The 24,000-nt window shown below is 66.6% G+C and carries 19 protein-coding genes and 1 pseudogene; 18 read left to right on the top strand and 2 right to left on the bottom strand.

Annotated features, from left to right (window positions below; genetic code table 11):
- The first annotated feature begins 41 nt into the window (after positions 1 to 41).
- The 9 genes and pseudogenes from PGB34_RS23130 (at position 42) to PGB34_RS17745 (ending at position 11,687) form a co-directional block, all read left to right on the top strand.
- On the top strand, positions 42 to 182 hold the full coding sequence (locus PGB34_RS23130; protein ID WP_408647917.1) for a hypothetical protein: 141 nt from the start codon (positions 42 to 44) through the stop codon (positions 180 to 182).
- A gap of 15 nt (positions 183 to 197) precedes the next feature.
- Positions 198 to 887: pseudogene (locus PGB34_RS23125) on the top strand (DUF6862 domain-containing protein); the annotation flags it as partial.
- Complete coding sequence (locus PGB34_RS17775; RefSeq protein WP_271429426.1) at positions 857 to 1,237, top strand: hypothetical protein; 381 nt, start codon at positions 857 to 859, stop codon at positions 1,235 to 1,237. The pseudogene PGB34_RS23125 and the gene PGB34_RS17775, both read left to right, overlap by 31 nt.
- A 48-nt stretch (positions 1,238 to 1,285) precedes the next feature.
- Positions 1,286 to 3,310: a beta strand repeat-containing protein gene (locus PGB34_RS17770; protein WP_271429425.1), complete on the top strand. Its 2,025-nt coding sequence runs from the start codon at positions 1,286 to 1,288 to the stop codon at positions 3,308 to 3,310.
- Positions 3,298 to 7,722 (top strand): DUF637 domain-containing protein, encoded by a 4,425-nt coding sequence (locus PGB34_RS17765; RefSeq protein ID WP_271429424.1) that lies wholly within the window; start codon positions 3,298 to 3,300, stop codon positions 7,720 to 7,722. Before PGB34_RS17770 ends, PGB34_RS17765 begins: the two co-directional genes overlap by 13 nt.
- Positions 7,719 to 8,084: an Imm8 family immunity protein gene (locus PGB34_RS17760; RefSeq protein WP_271429423.1), complete on the top strand. Its 366-nt coding sequence runs from the start codon at positions 7,719 to 7,721 to the stop codon at positions 8,082 to 8,084. Before PGB34_RS17765 ends, PGB34_RS17760 begins: the two co-directional genes overlap by 4 nt.
- Before the next feature lie 24 nt (positions 8,085 to 8,108).
- Positions 8,109 to 10,700 (top strand): DUF637 domain-containing protein, encoded by a 2,592-nt coding sequence (locus tag PGB34_RS17755; protein WP_271429422.1) that lies wholly within the window; start codon positions 8,109 to 8,111, stop codon positions 10,698 to 10,700.
- Positions 10,700 to 11,197, top strand: coding sequence for a hypothetical protein (locus tag PGB34_RS17750; protein ID WP_271429421.1), 498 nt, complete (start codon positions 10,700 to 10,702; stop codon positions 11,195 to 11,197). The genes PGB34_RS17755 and PGB34_RS17750 overlap by 1 nt, the downstream gene beginning before the upstream one ends.
- Complete coding sequence (locus PGB34_RS17745; RefSeq protein WP_271429420.1) at positions 11,124 to 11,687, top strand: DUF637 domain-containing protein; 564 nt, start codon at positions 11,124 to 11,126, stop codon at positions 11,685 to 11,687. Before PGB34_RS17750 ends, PGB34_RS17745 begins: the two co-directional genes overlap by 74 nt.
- Here PGB34_RS17745 and PGB34_RS17740 read toward each other — a convergent pair.
- Both PGB34_RS17740 and PGB34_RS17735 read right to left on the bottom strand, forming a co-directional pair.
- Entirely contained in the window at positions 11,677 to 12,819 is a 1,143-nt protein-coding gene (locus tag PGB34_RS17740) for an ABC transporter substrate-binding protein (RefSeq protein ID WP_271429419.1), read from the bottom strand. The two genes, PGB34_RS17745 and PGB34_RS17740, sit on opposite strands and share 11 nt — an antisense overlap.
- A 151-nt stretch (positions 12,820 to 12,970) precedes the next feature.
- Positions 12,971 to 14,500 carry a helicase HerA-like domain-containing protein gene (locus PGB34_RS17735; protein WP_271429418.1) on the bottom strand — a complete coding sequence of 510 codons (1,530 nt, stop codon included), beginning with the start codon at positions 14,498 to 14,500 and terminating at the stop codon, positions 12,971 to 12,973.
- A gap of 155 nt (positions 14,501 to 14,655) precedes the next feature.
- Here PGB34_RS17735 and PGB34_RS17730 point away from each other — a divergent pair, with 155 nt between their 5' ends.
- The 9 genes from PGB34_RS17730 (at position 14,656) to PGB34_RS17690 (ending at position 23,980) form a co-directional block, all read left to right on the top strand.
- Positions 14,656 to 14,949 (top strand): phosphopantetheine-binding protein, encoded by a 294-nt coding sequence (locus PGB34_RS17730; RefSeq protein WP_271429417.1) that lies wholly within the window; start codon positions 14,656 to 14,658, stop codon positions 14,947 to 14,949.
- Positions 14,950 to 15,164: 215 nt separating this feature from the next.
- On the top strand, positions 15,165 to 15,824 hold the full coding sequence (locus tag PGB34_RS17725) for a COG4648 family protein (RefSeq protein WP_271429416.1): 660 nt from the start codon (positions 15,165 to 15,167) through the stop codon (positions 15,822 to 15,824).
- Complete coding sequence (locus PGB34_RS17720; RefSeq protein ID WP_271429415.1) at positions 15,821 to 17,608, top strand: AMP-binding protein; 1,788 nt, start codon at positions 15,821 to 15,823, stop codon at positions 17,606 to 17,608. The genes PGB34_RS17725 and PGB34_RS17720 overlap by 4 nt, the downstream gene beginning before the upstream one ends.
- Positions 17,605 to 18,621 carry an LpxL/LpxP family acyltransferase gene (locus tag PGB34_RS17715; RefSeq protein ID WP_271429414.1) on the top strand — a complete coding sequence of 339 codons (1,017 nt, stop codon included), beginning with the start codon at positions 17,605 to 17,607 and terminating at the stop codon, positions 18,619 to 18,621. The genes PGB34_RS17720 and PGB34_RS17715 overlap by 4 nt, the downstream gene beginning before the upstream one ends.
- Positions 18,590 to 19,213: a LolA-related protein gene (locus tag PGB34_RS17710; RefSeq protein WP_271429413.1), complete on the top strand. Its 624-nt coding sequence runs from the start codon at positions 18,590 to 18,592 to the stop codon at positions 19,211 to 19,213. The genes PGB34_RS17715 and PGB34_RS17710 overlap by 32 nt, the downstream gene beginning before the upstream one ends.
- 19 nt (positions 19,214 to 19,232) lie before the next feature.
- The gene (locus tag PGB34_RS17705) at positions 19,233 to 21,632 is read left to right on the top strand and encodes an MMPL family transporter (protein WP_271429412.1); all 2,400 of its coding nucleotides are present in this window, start codon (positions 19,233 to 19,235) and stop codon (positions 21,630 to 21,632) included.
- A gap of 34 nt (positions 21,633 to 21,666) precedes the next feature.
- Positions 21,667 to 22,497 carry a polysaccharide deacetylase family protein gene (locus PGB34_RS17700; protein ID WP_271429411.1) on the top strand — a complete coding sequence of 277 codons (831 nt, stop codon included), beginning with the start codon at positions 21,667 to 21,669 and terminating at the stop codon, positions 22,495 to 22,497.
- Between the two features lie 179 nt (positions 22,498 to 22,676).
- On the top strand, positions 22,677 to 23,465 hold the full coding sequence (locus PGB34_RS17695; protein WP_271429410.1) for a class I SAM-dependent methyltransferase: 789 nt from the start codon (positions 22,677 to 22,679) through the stop codon (positions 23,463 to 23,465).
- Positions 23,462 to 23,980, top strand: coding sequence for a hydroxymyristoyl-ACP dehydratase (locus tag PGB34_RS17690; RefSeq protein WP_408647912.1), 519 nt, complete (start codon positions 23,462 to 23,464; stop codon positions 23,978 to 23,980). The genes PGB34_RS17695 and PGB34_RS17690 overlap by 4 nt, the downstream gene beginning before the upstream one ends.
- The last annotated feature ends 20 nt before the right edge of the window (positions 23,981 to 24,000 follow it).

Genomic DNA, 24,000 nt, shown 5'->3' with positions numbered 1-24,000 from the left:
TGCGCGCCCAAACGCTTTATGCCAGTCAGACATTGGGGTGGGTGGCAGGAGCCATCGTCAACGGTCAAAATCCTTCCGCTGGTGCGAGCATTGGAGGGCAAGCCGGACTCAATGCGGCCGAGAACAATTGGTTGACTCACAGGCGCCCCAGCATGTTGGCGCTGTCGGAGCAAGAGCGATAGGACGCCGCTGCAAGTGCTTGCAACAACGGCGAGCGATCTGCGTGCGATACGCGAAATCAGTTGGCGCAAGTTTCTGCAAGTCGTGACACCGCATTGCGAACGGCGTGCGCAGATGGGAGCGGCTCTGCGGCGTGTCGAGCAGAGGTCCAACGGGCGCAAGCCGCTGGCAACCACGTTTTCGTCAACAGCCAGGGAATTGTTTCACTTAATGGCGTTTCTTTTGCAACGGCGGGACCTATAGTTTCGCCATTCGTGAATTCTACTTCTGGCTTAATGGCTCAAAGCACCGCGGATGGGATAGCGCTTGCTGCTCCATTTTCCGTTCCTGGCGGCGCCGCAGCCATTTGGCGATGGCAGACAGGAATTCAACCTGCAACGACTCTGGGAGTTGCTCAGTTGTTGGGAGGTGCCTCAGTGAGCTCGAGTCTGTCTAGCCTGATTTACCTTGGAATAAACAGAGAAGATTCGACGCCCGCTGGTCTCGTTGCCGCGGCTGGAACGGGATTCGTAGGCGCGGGGTTGATGCGAAGATACAGCAATTTTGCATTAGGGTTTCCTCACACAATTTTTCCTGTGAGCGCGAACACCATCGGAACGTCAGCGCTTGGGGCTGTTACAGGTTATGCTACGTTTGGATGGATAAACTCCACAGGAATTACCAATTCAGCTCAGTCGTGGTGGACGACACCAATTTGGGAAAAATGAAAAAATTGATGAAACACCTAATCGCACCCTTCTTAGGGCATGGGCTCGACTCGGAATTGGCAAAAGATTACTGGTGGGGGAAAAATAAACCTTGGGATCCGAGTATAAAAGTGCCACATCGATTGCTGAAGCTAGTTTGGATTTACGTTGCATCAGCGACTGTCCAAGTCGTATTTGTTGGAGTCATGATCTTGCTCTTGTTTGAAGTGAGGAACAAAATTAAAACCGGAGAGCTCGAGATTTTTTCTTCAATGTGGATTCTTGCAAGCTATATATTTCTTGGCATTTACGTAATCGCGATACTTATTGCTTTATTTGAGTACGTGAAAATAATCAAGAAAAAGAACTGATTGGCTGAGGCAGGTCGATTCTCGAACGGAGCAGCGAGCAGTGCGGTGATGGCCCGCCAGATCACCATCGATGCGGCAGCCCTGAGCAACCGCGGTGGCGAGATCATTCAGACGGGCACTCAAGCCACGCGCATCACCGTCGTCGGCGCAGCCGACAACACGGGCGGCAACATCGCCAGCAATGGCCCGATGAACGTGGCCGCAGGCAGCCTGACGAACCACGGCGGCAAGCTTCGCACCACCGGGACTTCGAGCCTTGTCATCAGCACCACCGATGCGCTGGACAACAGCAACCACGGCGAGATCGGGGCCGGTGGCAACACCACCGTCCAGGCCGGCAGCCTTCACAACGATGCCGGCGGCCGCATCACGGCCGTCGGCGACCTTGCGGCCACCGTCGCGGGCGCAGTCAGCAACCAGGGCGGGACCCTGGCGGCGAACAACAACACGACCATCCATGCCGCCAGCCTGAACAACGACGGCGGCACGACTGCGGCGGTCGGCGGCAAGCTCAGCGTCACCACCAGCGGCGCCACCACGAACAGAGGCGGCAGCCTGCAGGCCGGCGGTGCGACCACGCTGGTGTCTGGCGCAGGGCTGGACAACAGCGCAGGCAAGGTCTTTGGTGAGCGCATCGCCATCGACACCCGCGGCCAGCAACTGACCAACGCCCTGGGCACCCTTGCGGCCACCCAGGGCATCCACCTCAAAACGGGCGTGCTGCTCAACGACGCCGGCCTGATCCAGTCCGGCGGCGCGCTCACCCTCGACACGCAGGGTCAGGCGCTGAGCAACACCAACGCCGCGGGCTACGCCAACGGCCAGGGCGGCATCATCAGCGCCGATACCCTGGTGCTGAACGCTGGCGCCGTGACCAATACCGCCGGCTACATCGGCGCCAAGGGCGCCATCACGGCAAACACCCAGCAGTTCTCGAACACGGCCGGCGGGCAGGTCTTCAGCCAGGATGCCCTCAGCGTTGACACGAACGGCGCTGCTTACGACAACACCGGCGGTCAAACCCAGGCCATGGGCGACCTCACCCTGGCTGCCGGCAGCATCCACAACACAAGTGGCCTGATCCGCGCCCTGCAGACGACGACGCTCAGTGCCGCCGACATCCTCAACGCCAGCACCCAGGGCACCGACCAGGGCATCGAAGGCAAGAACGTCGCTCTCAACGTCAGCAGCCTGCACAACGGTGCAGGCGCCATCCGCTCGGACGTCAACACCACCATCACCAGCGGCGGCACGGTCAACAATGCCGATGGCCTGATATCGGCAGGCGACACCCTGGCCATCCTCGATCCCAACCGAGCGAACCCGGCTGCCAAGACCCTGGCGGTCATCAATACGGGCGGGACGCTGGAGGCAGGCAAGGGCGTGCTGCTCGATGCTGCCCGCTTCAGCGGCGATGGAACCCTGGTGTCCAACCAGGACCTGACGGTGGCGCTCTCGCAAGACGTCACCAACAACGCCGAAGTCATTGCCAATGGCAACCTGAGCTACGGCACCACGGGCAAGCTGACCAATAACGGCAAGCTGTTGGCGGGCCAGGCACTCAACGTGAGCGGCAATGAGGTGATCAATGCGGTCCATGCAGAGATGTCGGGAGCCCGCACGACCGTCAAGGCAGGCACGCTCAGCAATCGCGGGCTGATCGACAGCGCCGGTATGACGTTGATCCAGGCCGATGTGCTGGGCAACATCGGGACCGGACGCATTTATGGCGACCAGCTTTCCATCGGTGCCAGGCAGCTCAACAACGATGCAGAAACGGTGGCGGGTGCCACCTCGGCTGCCACCATTGCAGCCCGCGACTTCCTGGACATCGGTGCAACCGAGATCAACAACCGCAACCGGGCACTGATGTTCAGCAGTGGCGATCTGGTGATTGGCGGGGCACTGGACGGCGATCACTACGCAGTGGGTCAAGGCGCGGTGCTGAACAACGAAAGCGCCACCATCGAGTCGCTGGGGGCCATGTCCATCAGCATGAGTGCCATCAACAATGTCGACACGCAATTGCAGATCGGCAAGGTCAGCAGCCAGAGCAACACGTGGAGCTGGTGACGCTGGACGGTAGAAGATGGAGCTACTCGGACACCCTGGGCGATATGAAGACGCGGCTGGTCTATCACACTGACGCCAATGGCAACGTCAGCATCGTCGGCAAGGGGTGGTCGGACTGGTACACCTCCACCTCCAGTGAGAAGGACGTCGCCACCCGGAGCGATCCGGCCCGCATCGTGTCTGGCGGCGACATGACGCTCAACGGCCATGTGCGCAACCGCGACAGCCAGATCATTGCTGGCGGTGCGCTGAACGCGGCCGATGTGGCGAACGAAACCACCCAAGGTCAGAGCACCGTTACCACCAGCGGTGTCATCGTCACGTGGAACCCGAACCGGCCGGGCCACGGGCCGGAAATTCCGCCGCTGGTGCTGGCTCCGGTCACGACGCATACGACGGTGGATGTCGGATCGCTTGTCTATGCCCAGCACGTGAACGCAACGACCGGCTATGCCATGGGCTCGGCCGCAGTGGGCAGCAGCAACCGCGAGGTCGGAAACACCGGCAGCGTGGTTGGCGCAGGAGGCCCAGGCGCGATCATGGAGGTGGCGGCCAAGGTGGGAGCAGTCGTTCAGTCCAAGGCAACGACCATCGATCCGGCTGGCAACATCGTTTTCAACGAGAACGCAGGCGCCAGCACCACGACGCCCGTGGTCGTGCGCACCAGCGCGCAGCAGACAAGCGTTCCCACGGCAAGCCTTTTTGGGATCAACGCGGGCGCTGGCCGCTACCTCGTGGCGACCGATCCGCGCTTCGCCGACTACCGGACCTGGCTGTCCAGCGACTATTTGCTGAACACCCTGGGCCTGGATGCGGATAGCGTCCTCAAGCGGCTGGGCGACGGCTTCTACGAGCAGCGCCTGATCCGCGAGCAGATCGCCCAGCTCACCGGCTATCGATATCTGGCAGGCTTTGGCAGTGACGAAGCCCAGTACACCGCGCTCATGAACGCCGGCGCGACCTTTGCCAAGGCGTACGGCCTGGTGCCGGGCATCGCCTTGACGGCCGAGCAGATGGCCCAGTTGACCAGCGACATCGTCTGGCTGATCGAGCAAAGCGTCACCTTGCCGGACGGCAGCACCCAGCGCGTTCTGGTGCCCCAGGTCTATGTGCGCGTGCGCCCCGGCGACATCGATGGCTCAGGGGCGCTGCTTTCCGCAGAGCGGCTGAACATCGACGGCAAGACGAACACTCTCGTCAATACAGGGGTTCTCGCTGGACGGCAAGTTGTCGACATCAAAGCCAGCACCATCGACAACCTCGGCGGGCGGATCTCGGGCGGCCAAGTCGCACTGGCAGCAGACGTGGACATCAACAACCTCGGCGGGCGCATCGATGCGCGAGAGGGGCTCTCACTGCAAGCCGGGCGGGATATCAACGTGGTCACCACCGTGGCGCACGGCACCGCAGGCAACAGCGTCATTGACCGAGTTGCAGGGCTTTACGTCAGCAACCCAGGGGGTCTGCTCACTGTCAGTGCAGGCAGAGATGCGAATCTCTTCGGTGCCCATATGCGCAACGACGGCGCACACTCGCTCACCGCCATCACGGCCAAGAACGACATCAACATCGGCACCGTGCAGACCTCCTCGCAGATGAGTGCGGCGAGCACCAGCGCCCAGCTGTCGGCCAGCGCAACCCAGGAGCATGGCAGCACGCTCAGCACCCATGGCACCCTGGCCCTCAACGCCACACGCGACATCAATCTGCGTCAGGCCAATGTTGAGGCCACAGGGCTGCTGAGCGCGCAGGCCGGGCGAGACCTCAACATCGGCGACGGGCAATCCACCAGTTCGGGCAGCTATTCGGCCCAATGGACTGATCGCACGGCCTTGAGCCGCACGGCCAACAGCTTTTCCGGCGACTTCAGCAGCAGCACCAGCGTAGGCAGCCAGCTCAGCGGCGGCGTTGTGGCACTCGGGGCCAAGCAGGACATCAACATCGTGGGCTCCACGATCCGCGGCACCGACGGCGTGGCCATTGCCGCGGGGCGCAACCTCACCATCACCGAGGGGCGCAACACCTACGAAGGCAGCATCGGGCTCGAGCGCGACGAACGCGGCATCAGCCTGGGTGGCGTGGCCGCGGGCATGGCGACCGTGGGCGTGCCGCTGGTGCTGCCCTCGGGCCAACACAGCAGCACGCAGATCGCCGTCGGCTCCGACACCAGCGCGGTCAGCACCATCACCAGCAGCCAGGGCGGCGTGCTTCTGAGCGGCCAGAACAACGTCTTGCTGCAAGGCGTGGAGGTTGCCGCCGCCAAGGATGTGTCCATCACAGGCGGCAATGTGCTCATCCAGGGCGCCACCGACACGCAAACGGTCACCGGCTCCACCGGCACACGCAGCCCCTGGTATGACTTCGGCCAGATCGCCGTGCTCACGGACGTGGGTGAGGGCTTCAAGGCACGCGAGAGCACCCAGACGCAGGTCAGCGATTCGACGCTGGTGCGCTCCAGCATCACGGGCGCCAACGTGAGCATCACGGCCACCGACACCCTGGCCCTGGCGGGCGCCCGCATCAACGCCCCAGGCGCCGTGAAGCTGCAAGCCGACACGCTGGTCATGGGCACCCAGGGCACCGAGCACAGCACCCAGACGACCAGCCAGGGGCGGGACCTGGTCTATCAGGTCTCTCGCGATGGGGGTCAGAGCGACCAGCGCACGCACTACAACCAGATCCACGCCGGCAGCCTGAGCATCAACGCCAACCGGGTGCAGGCAGGAATAGGTGCGCGAGACAGCCTGACGCAGTTGGCGCAGCAGCCAGGCATGGGCTGGGTCGATCAACTGAACAAGGACCCGGCCTTGCAAGGCCGGGTGAACTGGCAGCAGGTCGAGGAAGTCCACCGGCAGTGGGACAACGACCGGCAGGGCCTCACGCCCGAGGGGGCTGCGATCCTGACGCTGGTGACGGTGTACTTTGTGGGGCCATGGGCTGAGGTTGGCGGTGCCGCGGCAGGTGAGGCCGTTGCCGTTGGCGCTGGCGAAGGTGTCTATCTATCGGGTGGCGGCACGTTCCTGAGCAGCACGGGCGCCAGCATCTCGGCGGTCGCGGGCGGTGCGGTAGAAGCGGGCATCGCGGCCCTCGCATCGCAGGCGGCGGTGGCGGCAGTGAACAACCAGTTCGACCTGGGGGCGACATTGGAGACACTGGGCTCCAGCGCGAACGTTCGGCAACTGCTCACGGCCGTGGTCACGGGGGGCGTGCTGGCGGGGTTGAACCTCAACCCGGTGGGCCTGCCCACGATCAGCGGCGGTGCGCAGCCATTCTTCACGCAACTGCAGCAGAACCTCACGGCCGCAGCCGCGCGGGCTGTGATCAGCACGGCGATCAATGGAGGCAGCCTGGGGCAGGCGCTGGGCGATGCGATCAAGGGTGCCATTCTGGACACAGCGGCGGCCCAGGCGGCGCATGGCATCGGCAATCTGGTGCAGGATGGCCAGCTCAATGCTTTTACGCAGGCGGTGGCGCACGCCATTGCAGGCTGCGCAGTGGGGGCGGCGCGCGCAGACAGCGCCGAGGGCTGTGCGGCCGGCGCGCTGGGTGCGGCGGTCGGCGAGCTGGCCGCCAGCGCCTATGGCAGGCAGCCCGACACGGTGGCATTCGCTTCCATGATCAGCGGCCTGGCGGTGGCCATCGCGGGCGGGGATGCCGGTCAGATCAACTTGGGCGCGCAGGCTGGGGCCAATGCGGCGGCGAATAACTACATCAGTCACTCTCCATACGCAAATGTTCGAGAGCTTCTGGCAAAAGAAAATGCTCGCCTAACTGCCCAATGTGGCAGCGAATGCACGGTGCAAGAATTTCAAGAAAATGACCTCAAGTTGCAGAAGCTTGAAGGAGCTGCAAATCTTCTTGAATCGCAGCGGCACTCCGCACTTGACGGTGAACAGGCGACTCGTCTAGGGGAAGTCATTTCTGAGTTGTTGCCCCTCTATGGAAATGTTGTAAGCTTGTATGAGGCACTCACAGGCAACACATTAATTACCCAAGCTGACCTTTCCGGGGCTGAGCGATTCTTTGCGGGAATTGGGGCAATAATACCTGGCGCGTCAGTTGGAGCGAAAGCAATTAGAGAGGCAGCAGCAGAGTCAAAAATCATCGCCCAAGAACTTGGCATCCTGCGGGAAGCATCACTTGGACGTGTTACGCGCGCAAGTAATTTTGGCCTTGGCAAAGCGACAGCTGAGCAGGCGGCGCGGCTTGGAGAAGCTTGGGTTGGAGCGGGTTACACCGTAGCGAGTGATGGAAAAACATTGGTTAGCATGGATGGGCTTCGACAGTATCGCCCTCCTGCAAATAAGGTAAGCTCCTTTGCCACAACCGGTATTCAAGCAAATTTTCAAGGGCGCATCCATCCATCTGGACCTTGGACCAGCAATGGTCATTTGAATATTATTCAACCATGATTGAAGTCGAAATAAAAAGCATAATTGCAAATGATTTTGACATCTCCTCTCAATTTCCCGGAAATCCAGAAAATTTTGGATTCTGGATTGAAATGGAGATTGGTCAAAAAAATGCGGCAAGCGCAGATTTGTTTCAGTTGTTTGTTTGCAGTCCAGCGTGGATTCAGGCCCAATTATCCGAAGATCGAGTTTGGTGGCCTCATGCTAGTTTGGTCATCCGCCATTTCAATTATTTTGATTTTCTTGAAACCATGAACAATAAGATTTCTCAAGTCCAAGGAGATAATTGGGAGCAAATTGTGTCTCAATTGCGCCTCTTGGCGAGATGGGAATTTGAAGGGTACATATCGCATCCCGGATGATTGGATAGCGTTCATGCGCCAAGCTTGCAATTGTCATCGGATTCAAGACTTTCGATTTCTTCGATCAAGCGCAGCAGCACGCAGATCGCCGCCCAATCCGACACCAGCGCGGTCAGCACCATCACCAGCAGCCAGGGCGGTGTGCTTCTGAGCGGCCAGAACAACGTCTTGCTGCAAGGCGTGGAGGTTGCCGCCGCCAAGGATGTGTCCATCACAGGCGGCAATGTGGTCATCCAGGGCGCCACCGACACGCAAACGGTCACTGGCTCCACCGGCACACGCAGCCCCTGGTACGACTTCGGCCAGATCGCAGTGCTCACGGACGTGGGTGAGGGCTTCAAGGCACGCGAGAGCACCCAGACGCAGGTCAGCGATTCGACACTGGTGCGCTCCAGCATCACGGGCGCCAACGTCAGCATCACGGCCGCCGACACCTTGGCACTGGCGGGAACGACCCTCAACAGCCCCGGCGCCGTGAGGCTGCAAGCCGACACGCTGGTCATGGGCACCCAGGGCACCGAGCACAGCACCCAGACGACCAGCCAGGGGCGCGACCTGGTCTATCAGGTCTCTCGCGATGGCGGCCAGAGCGACCAGCGCACGCACTACAACCAGATCAATGCGGGCAGCCTGAGCATCAACGCCAACCGGGTCGAAGCTGGGCTCGGTGCGCGAGACAGCCTGACGCAGTTGGCGCAGCAGCCAGGCATGGGCTGGGTCGATCAATTGAACAAGGACCCGGCCTTGCAAGGTCGGGTGAACTGGCAACGGGTCGAAGAAGTCCACCGGCAATGGGACAACGACCGCCAGGGCCTCACGCCCGAGGGGGCGGCGATCCTGACGCTGGTGACGGTGTACTTTGTGGGGCCGTTGGCTCAGGGGGCAGGCGCGGCCGCGGGCGAGGCCGTAGCCGTGGGTGTCGGCGAAGGGGTGTCCCTGGCAGGGGGCGGCGCGTTTCTGACCAGCACGGGCGCCGGCATTTCGGCGGTCGCGGGCGGCGCGGTTGCAGCGGGCATCTCCGCTCTGGCCTCCCAGGCGGCAGTGGCTGCTGTGAACAACCAGTTCGACCTGGGGGCCACGCTGGATCAACTGGGCTCCAGCGACAGCATCAAGAATCTGTTGAGCGCCATCGTGACCGGTGGCGTGCTGGGAGGACTGAACCTCAATCCCACGGGGCTTCCAACCGTTGGCGGCGGCGCCGAGCCTTTCATGTCCCAACTGGGCACCAATCTGCAAGCCGGCGCGGCGCGGGCGTTGATCAACTCAGCCATTCATGGCACCAGCTTGGAGGACAGCCTCAAAGATGGATTGAAGGCTGCGCTGCTCGATACGATGGCGGCACAGGGCGCATTTGCGATTGGCTCGAACTTCGAGCCAGGCAGTGCGATCAATCTGCTGGCTCACGCACTGGCGGGCTGCGCAGTGGGGGCCGCCAGAGCGGAAGGTGATGGGGGTTGCGCGGCGGGTGCTCTGGGTGCATCACTCGGTGAACTCGCCGGCCAATTGTTCGATCCAGATGCCACGGGCCAGAACGGCGCCACCGAGCAGTTCGCCAGCATGATTGGCGGCCTTGGGGCCGCCTTGGCTGGCATGGATGCTGGCCAGATCAACTTGGCGGCGCAAGCTGGGGCCAACGCGGCCGCCAACAACTGGTTGGCCACCCAGCAGCGAGCGCAGATGCGCAGGGAGATGGAGGCTGCGAACTCTGCCCTCGAGAAGCTCAAGATCATGGGCAAATGGGTGGCTGTCAGCGGGATGCAGGATGCATTGACTACCTCAGGCGTTGGCAAAGGCTTGCTGGAGGCGGGCATCAGCGATGTTCAGGGGCTGGCGCAGTTCCTGGCCAATCCGTTGGAAGGGCTCAACGGGCTCATGCGGATCATTGGCAGCCCGGAGGTGCGCCAGCAACTGGGCGATGCAGCATTTGGCGAGCTGGATGCCAAGCTGGAGCGGATGAGAACGGCGCTGGAACTGGGGGGAAGCCAGAACGCCGAGCAGCTAGGCAAGGACTTGGGGAGCTTGATCTGGCAGTTGGGCTCAGTGGCCAGCGGCGTTGGGGCAACAGCCAAGGGCGGGGTGGCCTTGGCCAGTGCCGCTGCCAGCCTGGGAACGCGCACATTGGAAACTGCCGCATTGCAGTTTATGAAGTTTGAGGCCGGCGCGATCAAGGGGTTTAAGAGTGCGGATGAAATCAATGCAATGATGAGCGCCACTGCAGATTGGAGCCCGGCATGGAAGCCGGGTACAACAGTGGCAGAGGCGACTATGAACCCGGGTACAAAAGTGCGAATGGTGGTGGATAAAACCAGTTTCGATGCTCTGAGCACTCCGGGAGCGAATACAAGTAGGGCCTTCGGTGGCTGGGCTACTTTCGATGAAGTACCAAATGCAGCCTACGCCAGAAATCAACTTGCGATCACGACCGACATGAAGCCTTCATCCATGCAGCTCTACGTTATAGAAGTTCAGGTCACTAAACCAATCAATGCTCAGGTCGGTGTTGTAGGAGCTCAAGGCGCGGCAGCGGGCGGAGGCAATCAGTTGCACTTCTTCCTGCCACCAGCTGACCGATCAAGTGTGTTTTCCTATGTCGCAGGAAGTGGGAGGGCATTGTGATGAGCAAACTAGAAGCCTTTACCCGTCACGGCGAGACTGGCGTTGAAGTTCTGGACAAGGACTATCTAAAGTGGCTGGAAACCCATAGCCCATCTGAACTCGGTTCAAAAATAGTAGCTTATAGCTGGATCGTTGATGGGAGAAAATTGATGGCTCAGATTGACATTGCCAATTGCATATGGCAAGAGCTTCCCGATGCAAGTGGTTTTATTTGCATAGAGAGCGAATGGAGGCCGGACAACTGTGTGCTACTGAATGCATATGGTGAGGAGCGCATGCGCCTGACAGTGCCTTGGCAGCTTACGAGAGAATTGAATCCAGAATCAGCCAAGCCCCCCACATCTTTCATGAGAGTGAGTGCGCCATTTATTAATCCAGAGACCAGCTTGAGAGGGGAATTTGGTGTCATTGCATGGGTCGAGCATGCGGGTACCTATTACTTCGAGCTGGACTATCACGCTGGCGAGTTTCTTTGGGGAAGAGAAATTCGAGACTAAAAGAATCGGTGAAACGGCCGAGTCGCTGGCTAGTAGCGCTGACGGTAGAGCCAACTCCGGTTGTTTAAACACGCTGGAGCCCAAGGCAAGTGGACGAGCGGGCAACCATCTCGGGCAGCTGTTTGTCCCGAGGCCCCGGCCTTGCGTGGGACCTCGGGCCGAAGTTGGCGGTGCCGCGGCAGGTGAGGCCGTTGCCGTTGGCGCTGGCGAAGGTGTCTATCTATCGGGTGGCGGCACGTTCCTGAGCAGCACGGGCGCCAGCATCTCGGCGGTCGCGGGCGGTGCGTTAGAGGCGGGCATCGCGGCCCTCGCATCGCAAGCGGCGGTGGCGGCAGTGAACAACCAGTTCGACCTGGGGGCGACATTGGAGACACTGGGCCCCAGCGCGAACGTTCGGCAACTGCTCACGGCCGTGGTCATCAGGCTCGAGCGCGACGAACGCGGCATCAGCCTGGGTGGCGTGGCCGCAGACCCGCCGCTCAGCGAATGATCCGCCCATCCGCCCCGATGGACACCAGCTCGATCGCGCTGGTGGCTTCGCGCGGGCCGGCGCGCAGGTTCAGGCGAAAGCCGCCCACGTCGTAATTGGGCATGCCGGACAGGGCGCGGGCCAGCATGGCGCCGTTGGCGCCGCGGCCGGCACGGCGCAGGCCTTCGCACAGGGCCTTGGCGGCGATGAAGCCTTCCAGGCTCTCATAACCAGCCGTCTGGTCGGACTGCTCGAGCGTGGCCAGGTATTCGCGCACCACGGGCACGGCGCGATTGCCGGGCGAGGGCACCACCTGCGAAACGACCACGCCGCGGATCTGCTTGTCCAGCGCGAAGAACAGCGGGGCGATGCCCACGCTGGAAAAGCTCATGAAGCTGCCCGCATAGCCGGCCTTGCGCATCTTCTGGATGAAGGCGGCCGTGTTCTGGAACAGCGCCGCCTGGATGATGGCCTGGGGCTGGGCGGCCTGCACGGCGGCGACGGCGGCGTCCACCTCGGAGGACTGGGCGGGGATCAGCGCGGTGGCCACCAGCGGCGGCAGCTTCAGCTCCTGCGCGGCGCGCTGCACGGCTTCCAGGCCGGCGCGGCCCAGCGCGTCGTCATCGCCCACCACGGCGATGCGCGCGAGCCCGATGGTGCTGGCGTGCTGCACCATCTTGAAGGCTTCGTCGGCCATGCCCGGGCGCACCATGAAGACGTTCGGGTGCGCGGGCCCGCGCAGCGAGTCCGGTGCGGCAAAGGGGGCGACGAGCACGGCGCCCTGTTGCTGCGCCACCGTGGCGGCGGCCAGCGCGCTGGCCGCACCCGCAAAACCGAAAAGGGCCACGGCGCCGTCTTGCAGCAGGCGCCGGGCGTTGGCGCCCGCGCGGGCGGCCACGTAGCCATCGTCCAGTTGGCGCAGTTCCACGCGCACCGGCGAGTCGGGGCGTTGGTTGAAGGCGTCCACGTAGAGCTTCGCGCCCGCAGCGTAGGCCAGGCCGATCTCGCTGGCCGGGCCGGTCAGCGGCACCGACTGGCCGACCAGCACCGTGGGCCTGTCGCCCGTTTGGGCCTGCGCCCGGAAGGCCGCCAGGGCGGGCAGGGCGGTGGCCACGCCGGCCCATCGGATCAGTCGCCTTCTTTGGACTCGCATGGGGTGATTGACGTTTGGTTACAGTGATGCAATCGTAGCAACACTGATGCCAGGGCGTCATGCTCCCTGCGCCATCACGGGATTGCAAAGGCGCAGCCATCCTTGCGTGCTCCTTTTTTCAAGAAGGAGCCTGCGGCGCAGGCCGGCGCCTTCAGCGCCTCTTCTTGGCGCCGAAGATCCCGCCGAGCACGCCGCGCAGGATTTCCTTGCCCACATTGGTGCCCACCGTGCGCACGGCCGACTTGGCCATGGTCTGCACCAGGCCGTCGCGGCGGCCGCCGCGCGGGCCGGTGCTGCCGAAGAGCAGGTCGTTGAGGAAGTTGTTGCCGCCCTCGGCCGCATCGGCCCCGTTGGCCGGCTTGCCGACGGCCGGAGTGCCCGCGGCGCCGGGCGCGTCGGGCGCAGAGGCCGTGCGGCCCTTGAGCACTTCGTAGGCCGACTCGCGGTCCACGGCCTTCTCGTACACGCCGGCCACCAGCGAGTCCGCGATGAGCTGCTGGCGCTGCTCGGGCGTGATGGGGCCGATCTGGCTGCCCGGCGGCAGCATGTACACGCGTTCGGTGATGCCGGGGCGGCCCTTTTCATCGAGCAGGCTGACCAGCGCCTCGCCCACGGCCAGTTCGGTGATGGCGGCTTCGAGGTCCAGGCCCGGTTTCTGGCGCATGGTCTGGGCCGTGGCCTTGACGGCCTTCTGGTCGCGCGGCGTGAAGGCACGCAGCGCATGCTGCACGCGGTTGCCCAGCTGGGCCAGCACCGAATCGGGAATGTCCAGCGGGTTCTGCGTCACGAAGTAGACGCCCACGCCCTTGGAGCGCACCAGCCGCACCACGAGCTCGATGCGCTCGACCAGCGCCTTGGGCGCCTCGTTGAAGAGCAGGTGGGCCTCGTCGAAGAAGAAGGCCAGCTTGGGCTTCTCGGGGTCGCCGATCTCGGGCAATTGCTCGAACAACTCCGACAGCATCCACAGCAGGAAGGTGGCGTACAGCCGCGGCGAATTCATGAGCTTGTCGGCCGCCAGGATGTTGACCACCCCGCGCCCGCCCTGGGTCTGCATGAAGTCGTTGATGTCGAGCATGGGCTCGCCGAAGAACTTGTCACCGCCCTGCGATTCGATGGCCAGCAGCCCGCGCTGGATGGCGCCCACGCTGGCGGCGCTGATGTTGCCGTACTCGGTGGTGAACTGCTTGGCGTTGTCGCCCACGTGCTGCAGCATGGTGCGCAGGTCTTTGAGGTCCAGCAGCAGCAGGCCGGCGTCGTCGGCGATCTTGAAGACGATGTTGAGCACACCGGCCTGGGTCTCGTTCAGGTCCAGCATGCGCCCCAGCAGCAGCGGGCCCATGTCCGAGACGGTGGCGCGCACCGGGTGACCCTGTTCGCCGAACACGTCCCAAAGCGTCACCGGGCAGGCCAGCGCTTCGGGCGGGGTGATGCCGCGTTCCTTGAGGGTGCTGGCCATCTTGCCGCCGATGCTGCCGGCCTGGCTGATGCCCGTGAGGTCGCCCTTGACGTCGGCCATGAACACGGGCACGCCGATGCCCGAAAGCTTCTCGGCCAGGGCCTGCAGGCTCACGGTCTTGCCGGTGCCGGTGGCGCCGGTGATGAGGCCGTGCCTGTTGGCCAGGCCGGGCATGAGAAAACACTCGATGGCGTCGTGACGGGCAAGCAGCAAAGGGTCGGCCATGGGGGCTCCGTGAAAGGCTGGGAAAGGCAGTCTATCCAAGGCGTAGGACGCCGCGCCGCCGCTGCGCTGCGCCACCTGTAGCCAGGGCCCTCACTTCTATAATCCGCGGCCTTTTCGTGACCTTGTTCAAATCTTCAATCCTCGGGGAGCTCCGCGTGACCACCAACGTGCCATCTGCATCCGCATCCGCCCAGACGCCCCTTGAAAGCGAACTGGCGCAGGTGCTGGTCGAGGCGTTGAATCTCGAAGTCGCGCCGGCCGACATCGACCCCCTGGCTTCGCTGTTCGGCGACGGCCTGGGCCTGGATTCCATCGACATCCTGGAGCTGGCGCTCGAGATCTCGCGCCGCTACGGTTTCCAGCTGCGCTCCGACGACGAGCGCAACAAGCAGATCTTCGAATCGCTGCGCAGCCTGGCCGCCCATGTGGAAGCCAATCGCGCCGCATGAATGACGCGGCCCGCTGAGCGTTTGGCGTTGGGCGTTGCGCGAGACATCGCAAAGCGCTCGACGCCCGGCGCAACACCTTTTCCCCACGCATGGCGGGTGGCGCGCCGCGCCGCCTGGCACTGAGATGAAACTACCCCCGCGCTCCCCCGCTTCGCGAGGTCCGCTGCCCCCCGAGGGGGTGCCTCAGTGCCTTCGGGCGGCCGGGCGCCACTGAGATGTCCGGTTGGCGACTGGCCCTGCTGCTGCTGGGCGGGGTGGCGTATTCGGCCGCCTCTTACTGGATGATGCTGGTGCACCCCGCGCAGCCCTGGGCCGTGCCGGTGCTGCTGGTGCCGCTGTGGCTCACCGGCATCGGGCTGGCGGCCTCGCGCTTCGGGCGCTGGGGCGCGGGTGCGGTGGTGGCGGCGGGCCTAGCCTTCTTCGCGCTGGTCTGGCGCGGCGAGGCGGGTGACCCCAACTGGCTCTACATGGTGCAGCACGTGGGCATCAACGCGCTGCTGGGTGCGTGGTTCGGCAGCACGCTGCGCGCGGGCCAGCTCTCGCTGATCGGCCAGTTCGCGCAGCGCCTGCATCCGCTGACGCCCGACCATCGGCGCTACACAGCCGCCGTCACGCGCGTGTGGACGGGCTACTTCGCCGTCGTGGCGCTGCTCTCGGCGCTGATCTACGGGCTGCGCCCTTTCGCCGAATGGAGCCTGTTCTCCAACCTCATCACGCCGCTGGGCTGCGCGGCGCTCTTCATCGGCGAGCACCTGATGCGCTACCGCCTGCATCCCGAGTTCGAGCGCACGCGCCTGATCGACGCCGTGCGTGCCTTCTATGCCCACCCGGCGCCGGGCAGCGCGGCTCCCGGCGACCAGTCCCCCCGCCCATGAGCACCGCGCCTTCACTGCCCTTGCTGGGCACCCGCGACCTGGACGCGCCCCTGGCCTGGCAGCAGGGCCAGCCCGTCAGCGCGCGCCAGTTCCTGGCCGACGTGCAGGCGCAGGCCGCACGGTTGCCCGAGGCGGGACCGGCCATCAACGTCTGCGCCGACCGCTATGCCTTTTGCGTGGGCCTGGCGGCAGCGCTGCTGCGCGGCCAGCCCAGCCTGCTGCCGCCCGATGCGCGGCCCGACACGCTGGCGCGCGTGGGCGCGGGCCTGCCACAGGCTTATGTGCTGGGCGACGCGCCCATCCCGGGCGTGCCGCTGGCGGTGCAGGTGCCGGCCCGGGCGGGGCAGGGCGATGCACCAGCCGCGGAAAGGATGACGGAAGGGGCCACTGAATCGGCGGTGCCGCTGGTGCCGGCCGAATGCCATGCCCTGAGCCTGCTGACTTCGGGCTCCACCGGCACGCCGCAGCCACATGCCAAGACCTGGCGCACGCTCACGGGCGACGTGGCGGCGGCGGTGCCGCGCCTGTGCGCGCTGCTGGGGCGCGATTCGCTGGCCGGCCTGACGCTGGTGGCCACGGTGCCGGTGCAGCACAGCTACGGCCTCGAATCCACCGCCCTGCTGGCCATGCTGGGCGGCGCCAGCTTCGACAGCGGCCGGCCCTTCTTTCCGGCCGATATCGTGCGCTCGCTCGAGTCGGTGCCGCGTCCGCGCGCGCTCGTGACCACGCCGTTTCACCTGAAGACGCTGCTGCAGTCGGGCCTGGCGCTGCCGCCGGTGGAACTGCTGCTTTCGGCCACGGCACCGCTGTCGCCGCAACTGGCCGCGCAGGCCGAGGCCGCGACGGGCGGGATGCTGCTGGAGATCTACGGCAGCACCGAGACCGGCCAGGTCGCCTGGCGCCAGCCCACGGCCAGCGAGGTGTGGCAGACCTTCGGCGCCATCACCGTGCGGCCGCAGCAGGCCCATGAATCGGAGGACGGCGGCGCCTCGGAGCGCTATGTCTTCGAGGGCGACTTCATACCCGCGCCCACGCCCATGGCCGACGTGCTGGAACTGCTCGACGCGCAGCGCTTCCGCCTCTTCGGCCGCGCCAACGACCTGATCCACGTGGCGGGCCGGCGCAGCTCGCTGGGGCACCTGAACTTCCACCTCAACAGCATCCCGGGCGTGCAGGACGGCGCCTTCTGGATCCCCGATGAAGTGGCCGACGGCGTGGTGCGCCCGGTGGTGTTCGTCGTGGCGCCGCAGCTCTCGGCGGCCGATGTGATCGAGGCCCTGCGCGGGCGCATGGAAGCGGTCTTCGTGCCGCGCCGCGTGCTGCACGTGGCCGCGTTGCCGCGCGAAGGCACGGGCAAGCTCACGGTGCGCGCGCTGCGTGAATTCGCGCTGGCCCAGCTGGGCGGCGCAGCGGCCCCCACGCCAGCGGCTGACGACGACGGCTCGGCCAGCCTGCAATGGACGGTGCCGCTGGACCATCCCAGCTTTGCCGGCCATTTCCCGGGCCAGCCGCTGCTGCCCGGCGCCTTGTTGCTGGCGCAGGTGCAGGAGGCCTGGGCCGGCGTGAGCGCGCTGCGCGCGCGGCTGGGCGACGCGCCCGTGCTGGCCGCGGCCAAGTTCCTGGCGCCGGTGCGCCCGGGGGCGCGCCTGCGCCTCCAGTTGCAGCCCGAGGCCGCACCGTCGCAGGGCCTGCGCTTCGAGCTGTGGGTGCAGCAGGCCGCCGATGGAAAGGGCGCACCCGAGGTGCTGGCGATCAGCGGCCGATGGCTGCCCGGCGCGGGATGAGCGCCGCACCGCCGCCCGAAGGCAGTCGCACCGAAGCGCGGCAGGCCGCCTGGGCCGACGCACCCGAGCGCAGCAACCTGCTGGCGCTGCGCTTCATCGTCGGCATGGCGCTGTGGCTGGGGCGGCCGCTCACCCGGCTGCTGCTGCATCCGATCACGCTGTACTTTTTGCTCTTCTCGCCCAAGCCCAGGCGCAACATCCGGCGCTACCTGCAGCGCGCCATCGGCCCGCAGGCAGGGTGGGGCGACGGCTACCGTCTGCTGCATGCCTTCGCCTCCACGGTGCTGGACCGCGTGTTCTTCCTGCGCGGGCGGCTGGCGCTGTTCGACGTCGGCGTGCGCGGCGAAGCCCACATCGTGGGCCAGCTGGCGCAGGGGCGCGGCGCCTTCCTGGTGGGGGCGCACATGGGCAGCTTCGAGGCACTGAGCGCCTGCCGCCAGCTGCATCGCGCCGACGCCGCGGGTGCGGCCCACGTCGACCAGCCCATGGACCTGCGCCTGGCCATGCTGATGTACCCCGACAACGCGCGGCGCATCAATGCCGTGCTCGACGCCATCAGCATGCCCGCGTGCAAGCCGCACCTGATCGCGCTGGGCCGGCCCGCGGCCATGCTGGAGCTGCGCGACTGGCTGGACGCGGGCCGCATGGCCGGCATGCTGGCCGACCGCAGTCTGGCGCCGGCCGAGGCGGGCGCCTCCGCGCGCGGCGGCACGGTGATGCTGCCCTTCCTGGGCCGCCCGGCGCCTTTCAGCGACGGCCCCTTCCGCCTGGCCGCCATGCTGCGCCGGCCGATGGTCTTCATGGCCGGCATCTACCATGGCGGTGCGCGCTATGAGCTGCTGTTCGAGCCGCTGGCCGATTTCTCTGCGCTGCCGCGCGACGCCGCTGCGCGCGAAGAGGCCATCCAGGAGGCTTTGCGGGCCTATGTGCAGCGGCTGGAAAGCCTGTGCCGGGCCCATCCACACAACTGGTTCAACTTCCATGATTTCTGGCTTGAAGATCCTGCGTCCTGAACGTCTGGCACGCTTGGCACGCCGGGCCCGCGCCGCCGTGCTGGCACTGGCGGCCGGCCCGCTGCTGGCCCTGCCGTCCTGGGCCTTCGGCATCGACGACCTGATGGGCCTGCTGGGCCGCTCCCTGCACGGCGAGGCCCGCTTCACCGAACAGCGTTTCGTCAAGGGCCTGGACGGCCCGCTGGACAGCAGCGGCATCCTGCACTTCACGCCGCCCGACAAGCTGGAGCGCCGCGTGCTCAGTCCGCGCCCCGAATCCATGCGCGTGGATGGCAACGTGATGGTGCTCTCGCGGGCGGGGCGCACCCGCACCGTCACACTCGACAGCATGCCCGAGGCGCTGGGCATGGTGGAGGCGCTGCGCGGCACGCTCAGCGGCAACGCGCCGCAGCTGCAGCGCTACTTCCGCACGCAGGTCAGCGGCGACGCGCAGGCCTGGACCTTGCAGCTGGAGCCGCTGGACCGCGCTCTCGCCGAACAGCTCACGCGCCTGCGCATCAGCGGCAGCCGCGGCGTGGTGCGCGGCGTGGAGATGGACTTCGTCGGGGGTGATCGCTCGGTCATGAAGATCGAGCCGGGGAAGGCCCCCTGAACAGCGGGAGCCGCGCCGCATGACGATGACGCCATCCCCGCGCCCGCCGCGCCGCGCGCTGGTGCTCGTGCTGTGGCTGCTGGCCTTGCTGGCCGGCATCGCCGTCATTGCGCGTTCGCACTTCAGCACCGACCTGTCGGCCTTCCTGCCGGCCAGCCCCGACGCGCGCCAGCAGGTGCTGATCGAGCAGTTGCAAAGCGGCGTGGCCTCGCGCACCTTGTTCATCGGCATCGACGGGGCCGACGGCGCCACGCGCAGCACGATCTCGCGCGAGATGGGCCGGCAGTTGCGCGCGGGCGGCCTGTTCGACCAGGTGCAGAACGGCGACCACAGCGACTGGAAGGACGCGGGCGAATGGGTGTTCGCGCACCGCTACCAGCTCTCGCCCGCGGTCAGGCCCGAGCACTTCACGCCCGAAGGGCTGCGCAACGGCATCCTGGACACGCTCTCGTTGCTGGGCACGCCGGCCGGCAATGCGCTGCGCCCGCTGCTCGAGCGTGACCCCACCGGCGAGGCCGCGCGCATCGCCGAAGGGCTGATTCCGGCCACCGCGCCGCGCACCGAAGGCGGCGTGTGGGTGGCGCGCGAGCGCGAACGCGCCGTGCTGCTGGCCAGCACGCGCGCCGAAGGCGGCGACCTCGACGCGCAGGAGCGCGCCATCGCGGCCATCCACAGCGCTTTTGCGCAGGCCCAGCGGCAGGCAGGCGACAAGGCCGGCACCGCCCGGCTGCTGCTCAGCGGCACGGCCGTGTTCTCGGTGCAAAGCCGCGCGAGCATCGAGAAAGAGGCCATCCATCTGGCCGTGGTCGGCGCCATCGTCATGAGCCTGATCCTGCTGGCGGCCTTCGCCTCGGGCCGCGCGCTGGTGGTGGCGCTGCTGCCCGTGGCCACGGGCGTGGTCGGCGGCACGGCGGCCGTGAGCCTGTGGTTCGGCAACGTCCATGGGCTCACGCTGGCTTTCGGCAGCACCTTGATCGGCGAGACGGTGGACTACGCCATCTACTACCTGATCCAGGCCCGGCAGGTGGGCGCGCAGGGCGAACCTGGCACGGGCTGGCGCCACTGGCTGCGCGTGCACTGGCCCACGGTTCGGCTGGGGCTGCTGACCTCGGTGGTGGGTTTTGCGGCGCTGGTGTTCTCGGGCTTTCCGGGGCTGGCTCAACTGGGCGTGTTTTCCATCGCCGGGCTGGTGGTGGCGGCGCTGGCCACGCGCTTCGTGCTGCCCTCGCTCGCGCCCGACGGCGCCACCGGCCAGGGCCTGCGCCGCCATCTGGCGCGCGCCACCGGCGTCATCGTGCGCACCTTGCCGCGCCTGGCCTGGCCCTTTGCGGCGCTGGGCGTGGCCGCGCTGGTGCTGGTGCTGTGGCAGGGCAACCACCTCTGGCGCGCAGGCCTGGCTTCGATGAGCCCGGTGCCCAAGGCCGCGCAGGAGCTGGACGCCCAGCTGCGCGCCGACATCGGCGCAAGCGAGGCGGCCACGCTGGTCGTGGCCTTCGGCGGCACGGTGGAGCAGGCGCTGCAGCATGCCGAGGCCGCAAGCCTGCGGCTGGATGCGCTGGTCAACGAAGGCAAGTTGCTGGGCTATGACAGCGTGACGCGCTTTTTGCCCAGCCAGCGCACGCAGGCGCAGCGCATGGCCGCGCTGCCCACGGCCGAGGAACTGCGCGCGCGCCTGCCCGAGGCGACGGCCGGCCTGCCGCTGGCGGCCGACCGCCTGGCGCCCTTCGTCGAAGCCGTGCAGGCCGCGCGCGGCCTGGCACCGATCACGCATGAAGAGGTGCGCGCCGGCACCTTGGGACCCATCGCGGGCGCGCTGCTGTTCGAACGCCCGGGCGGCGGCTGGGCCGCGATGCTCTCGCTGCATACGCCGCCCGACTTCCGCCACGCCACCGTCGCCGACGCGCTGGCGGGCCTGCCCGAGGTGGTGGTGGTCGAGGTGGGCGAGGCCCTGGCCGATGTGTACCAGCGCTACCTGCATGAGGCTTTCGTGCAGGTGGGCCTGGGTGCGCTGGCCGTGGTGCTGCTGCTGGCCGCCTGGCTGCGTTCGGCGCGGCGGCTGTTCGCCGTCTGCCTGCCGCTGGTGGTGGCGGTGCTGCTGACCCTGGGCGGCATGGCGCTGCTGGGCATGGCGCTGTCCATCCTGCACCTGGTGGGGCTGCTGCTGGTGGTGGCCGTGGGCTCGAACTACGCGTTGTTCTTCGACGAGCTGCAGCGCACCGGCCATGCCGATGAAGACACGCTGGCCTCGCTGCTGCTGGCGAACCTGACCACGGTGGTGTCCTTCACGCTGATCGCCATCTCCAAGATTCCCGCGCTCTCGGCCATCGGCCAGGTGGTGGCGCCGGGCGCCTTGCTGGCGCTGCTGCTGTCGGCGGCCTTTGCCGGCGGCTGGCGCGGCAGGCGCGGGCTTGCGGGTTGAAGGCTGGCCACGCAGTGGAAGAATGCGCGCCTCGATGACGACGACTTCACCTGTTCTTTCCGCCGCCGCCACGCCCTGGCGCGTGCCGCCCTTCCTGCAGGCCAGCGCGGCCCTTCACGCCGGCGCGCTGGTCGCAGCGGGCGCCGTGCCGGGCGCCTGGCCCTGGGCCCTGGGCGCCGTGGCACTCAACCACGCGGCCATCACGGCGATCGGCCTGACGCCGCGCAGCGACTGGCTGGGCGCCAACGTCACGCGCCTGCCGGCCGCGGCCATCGGGCGCGCGGAGGTGGCCCTGACCATCGACGACGGCCCCGAGCCCGGTGTGACGCCGCAGGTGCTGGACCTGCTGGACGCCGCCGGTCAGCGCGCCACCTTCTTCTGCATTGCGCAGCGCGCACGGGCGCATCCGGCGCTCGCGCGCGAGATCGTGGCGCGCGGCCACAGCATCCAGAACCACACGGCGGTGCACCGGCACAACTTCTCGGTGCTCGGTCCGCGCGGCTATGCGGCCGAAATCGAGCGCGCGCAGCAGATGCTGGCCGACATCACGGGCCAGCGGCCCACCTGCTTTCGCGCCCCGGCGGGCCTGCGCAACCCCTTTCTGGCGCCGGTGCTGCACCGGCTGGGCCTGCAACTCGTGAGCTGGACGCGGCGCGGTTTCGACACCCGCGAGCGCGAGGCTGCGAAGGTGCTGGCGCGGCTCACGCGCGGCCTGGCGGCCGGCGACATCCTGCTGCTGCACGATGGCAATGCCGCGCGCACCGCGCAGGGCGAGCCGGTGGTGCTGGCAGTGCTGCCGCAACTGCTGGCCTGCCTCCAGGCGCAAGAACTGCGCAGCGTCACGCTGCCCGACGGATTGAGATGAACCTACCCCCACGCTCCCCCGCTTCGCGAGGTCCGCTGCCCCCCGAGGGGGCGCCTCAGCGCCTTCGGGCGGCCGGGCGCCACTGAGATGAACCTACCCCCACGCTTCCCCGCTTCGCGAGGTCCGCTGTCCCCCCGAGGGAGCGCCTCAGTGCCTTCGGGCGGCCGGGCGCCACTGAGATGAACGCTCCCCTGAACACCCGCAGCCCCGACCTGGCGTGGCGCGAGCTGCACGAGCAGGCTACGGCGCCGTACAAGGCCTCGGGCAATTTCGGCTGGCACTTCGCGCGCGGCAAGCTGGGGCATGACCCGGCTTTTCGCGGCATCGTCTCGCGCGGGCTGATCGGCAGCGCGCGTGCGCGCATGCTGGACATCGGCTCGGGCCAGAGCCTGTTCGCCAACGTGCTGCACACGGCTGCGCACCTGCAGCGGCAGGGCCGCTGGCCGGCTGAGTGGCCGCCGCTGCCGGCGCCTGCGCAGTACACGGGCATCGAGCTGATGCCGCGCGATGTGGCGCGTGCCCAGGCGGCCGTGGGCCACATCCAGCCCGCGCCGCGGCTGGTCTGCGGCAACATGTGCACGGCCGATCTGCCGGCCTGCGACGTGGTGGTGATCCTCGACGTGCTGCACTACGTGGACCATGCGGCGCAGGAGGCCGTGCTGGCGCGCGTGCGCGAAGCGCTGCTGCGCGGTGCGGCCCAGCGCCCAGCCGATGTGCCGGGCCGGCTGCTGCTGCGCGTGGGCGATGCGGCCAGCCGGCGCGGCTTCGCCATCAGCCAATGGGTGGACCGCACCGTCACACGCATCCGCGGCCACAAGGTCTCGCCCACCTGGGGCCGCACGCTCGACCAGTGGCTGGCCCTGCTGCTGCGCATGGGCTTTGCCGTGCAGCCGATCCCCATGAGCGAAGGCACGCCCTTCGCCAATGTGCTGCTGGTGGCCGACGCGCAGGCGGAGGCCGGCGCATGAGCGCCGCCCGGCCGCCCGAAGGCGCTCGCATCGCAGCGCGTCAGCGCGAAGGTACCCCAGTGAGTGCCACGCTGGACCGCGAAGGCATCGCCGCGCGCATTCCGCACCAGGGCCGCATGTGCCTGCTGGAACGGCTGGAAGCCTGGGATGCGCAGACCATCCACTGCACGAGCAGCACGCACCAGCACGCCGACAACCCGCTGCGCACGGCCAGCGGCCTGCTGGCGCCCTGCGCCATCGAATACGCGGCCCAGGCCATGGCGCTGCACGGCGGGCTGACGGCCGCGCCCGATCAGCCGCCGTCGGCCGGCTACATCGCCAGCACGCGCAACGTGCGCCTGCATCGGCTGAGCCTGCATGACGCACCCACGCCCCTGCACCTGCATGCGCAGCGGCTGTCGGGCGATGCGCAGCAGGTGATGTATGCCTTTCGCGTGACCGACGGCGAAGGCGCCGCGGTGGCCGATGGCCGCGCCGTGGTGGTGCTCAACACGCCGCTTCCCGCGGGCTCCTGATTCTTTAGGTGGACACGACA

It is taken from the genome of Xenophilus arseniciresistens, assembly GCF_028023875.1.
In the GTDB taxonomy this organism is placed as follows: domain Bacteria; phylum Pseudomonadota; class Gammaproteobacteria; order Burkholderiales; family Burkholderiaceae_C; genus Xenophilus; species Xenophilus arseniciresistens.
Note: the sequence above shows the minus strand (reverse complement) of the source record. Positions and strands in the feature narration are given on the sequence as shown.

What these genes read in the sequence shown, in the direction of transcription:
- PGB34_RS17705 (WP_271429412.1), top strand. Translation starts at nt 19,233, where the DNA reads ATGACGATGACGCCATCCCCGCGCCCGCCGCGCCGCGCGCTGGTGCTC.
- PGB34_RS17700 (WP_271429411.1), top strand. Translation starts at nt 21,667, where the DNA reads ATGACGACGACTTCACCTGTTCTTTCCGCCGCCGCCACGCCCTGGCGC.
- PGB34_RS17710 (WP_271429413.1), top strand. Translation starts at nt 18,590, where the DNA reads ATGATTTCTGGCTTGAAGATCCTGCGTCCTGAACGTCTGGCACGCTTG.
- PGB34_RS17720 (WP_271429415.1), top strand. Translation starts at nt 15,821, where the DNA reads ATGAGCACCGCGCCTTCACTGCCCTTGCTGGGCACCCGCGACCTGGAC.
- PGB34_RS17745 (WP_271429420.1), top strand. Translation starts at nt 11,124, where the DNA reads ATGCGGGTACCTATTACTTCGAGCTGGACTATCACGCTGGCGAGTTTC.
- PGB34_RS17770 (WP_271429425.1), top strand. Translation starts at nt 1,286, where the DNA reads ATGGCCCGCCAGATCACCATCGATGCGGCAGCCCTGAGCAACCGCGGT.
- PGB34_RS17760 (WP_271429423.1), top strand. Translation starts at nt 7,719, where the DNA reads ATGATTGAAGTCGAAATAAAAAGCATAATTGCAAATGATTTTGACATC.
- PGB34_RS17725 (WP_271429416.1), top strand. Translation starts at nt 15,165, where the DNA reads ATGTCCGGTTGGCGACTGGCCCTGCTGCTGCTGGGCGGGGTGGCGTAT.
- PGB34_RS17690 (WP_408647912.1), top strand. Translation starts at nt 23,462, where the DNA reads ATGAGCGCCGCCCGGCCGCCCGAAGGCGCTCGCATCGCAGCGCGTCAG.
- PGB34_RS17750 (WP_271429421.1), top strand. Translation starts at nt 10,700, where the DNA reads ATGAGCAAACTAGAAGCCTTTACCCGTCACGGCGAGACTGGCGTTGAA.
- PGB34_RS17735 (WP_271429418.1), bottom strand. Translation starts at nt 14,500, where the DNA reads ATGGCCGACCCTTTGCTGCTTGCCCGTCACGACGCCATCGAGTGTTTT.
- PGB34_RS17715 (WP_271429414.1), top strand. Translation starts at nt 17,605, where the DNA reads ATGAGCGCCGCACCGCCGCCCGAAGGCAGTCGCACCGAAGCGCGGCAG.
- PGB34_RS17740 (WP_271429419.1), bottom strand. Translation starts at nt 12,819, where the DNA reads ATGCGAGTCCAAAGAAGGCGACTGATCCGATGGGCCGGCGTGGCCACC.
- PGB34_RS17695 (WP_271429410.1), top strand. Translation starts at nt 22,677, where the DNA reads ATGAACGCTCCCCTGAACACCCGCAGCCCCGACCTGGCGTGGCGCGAG.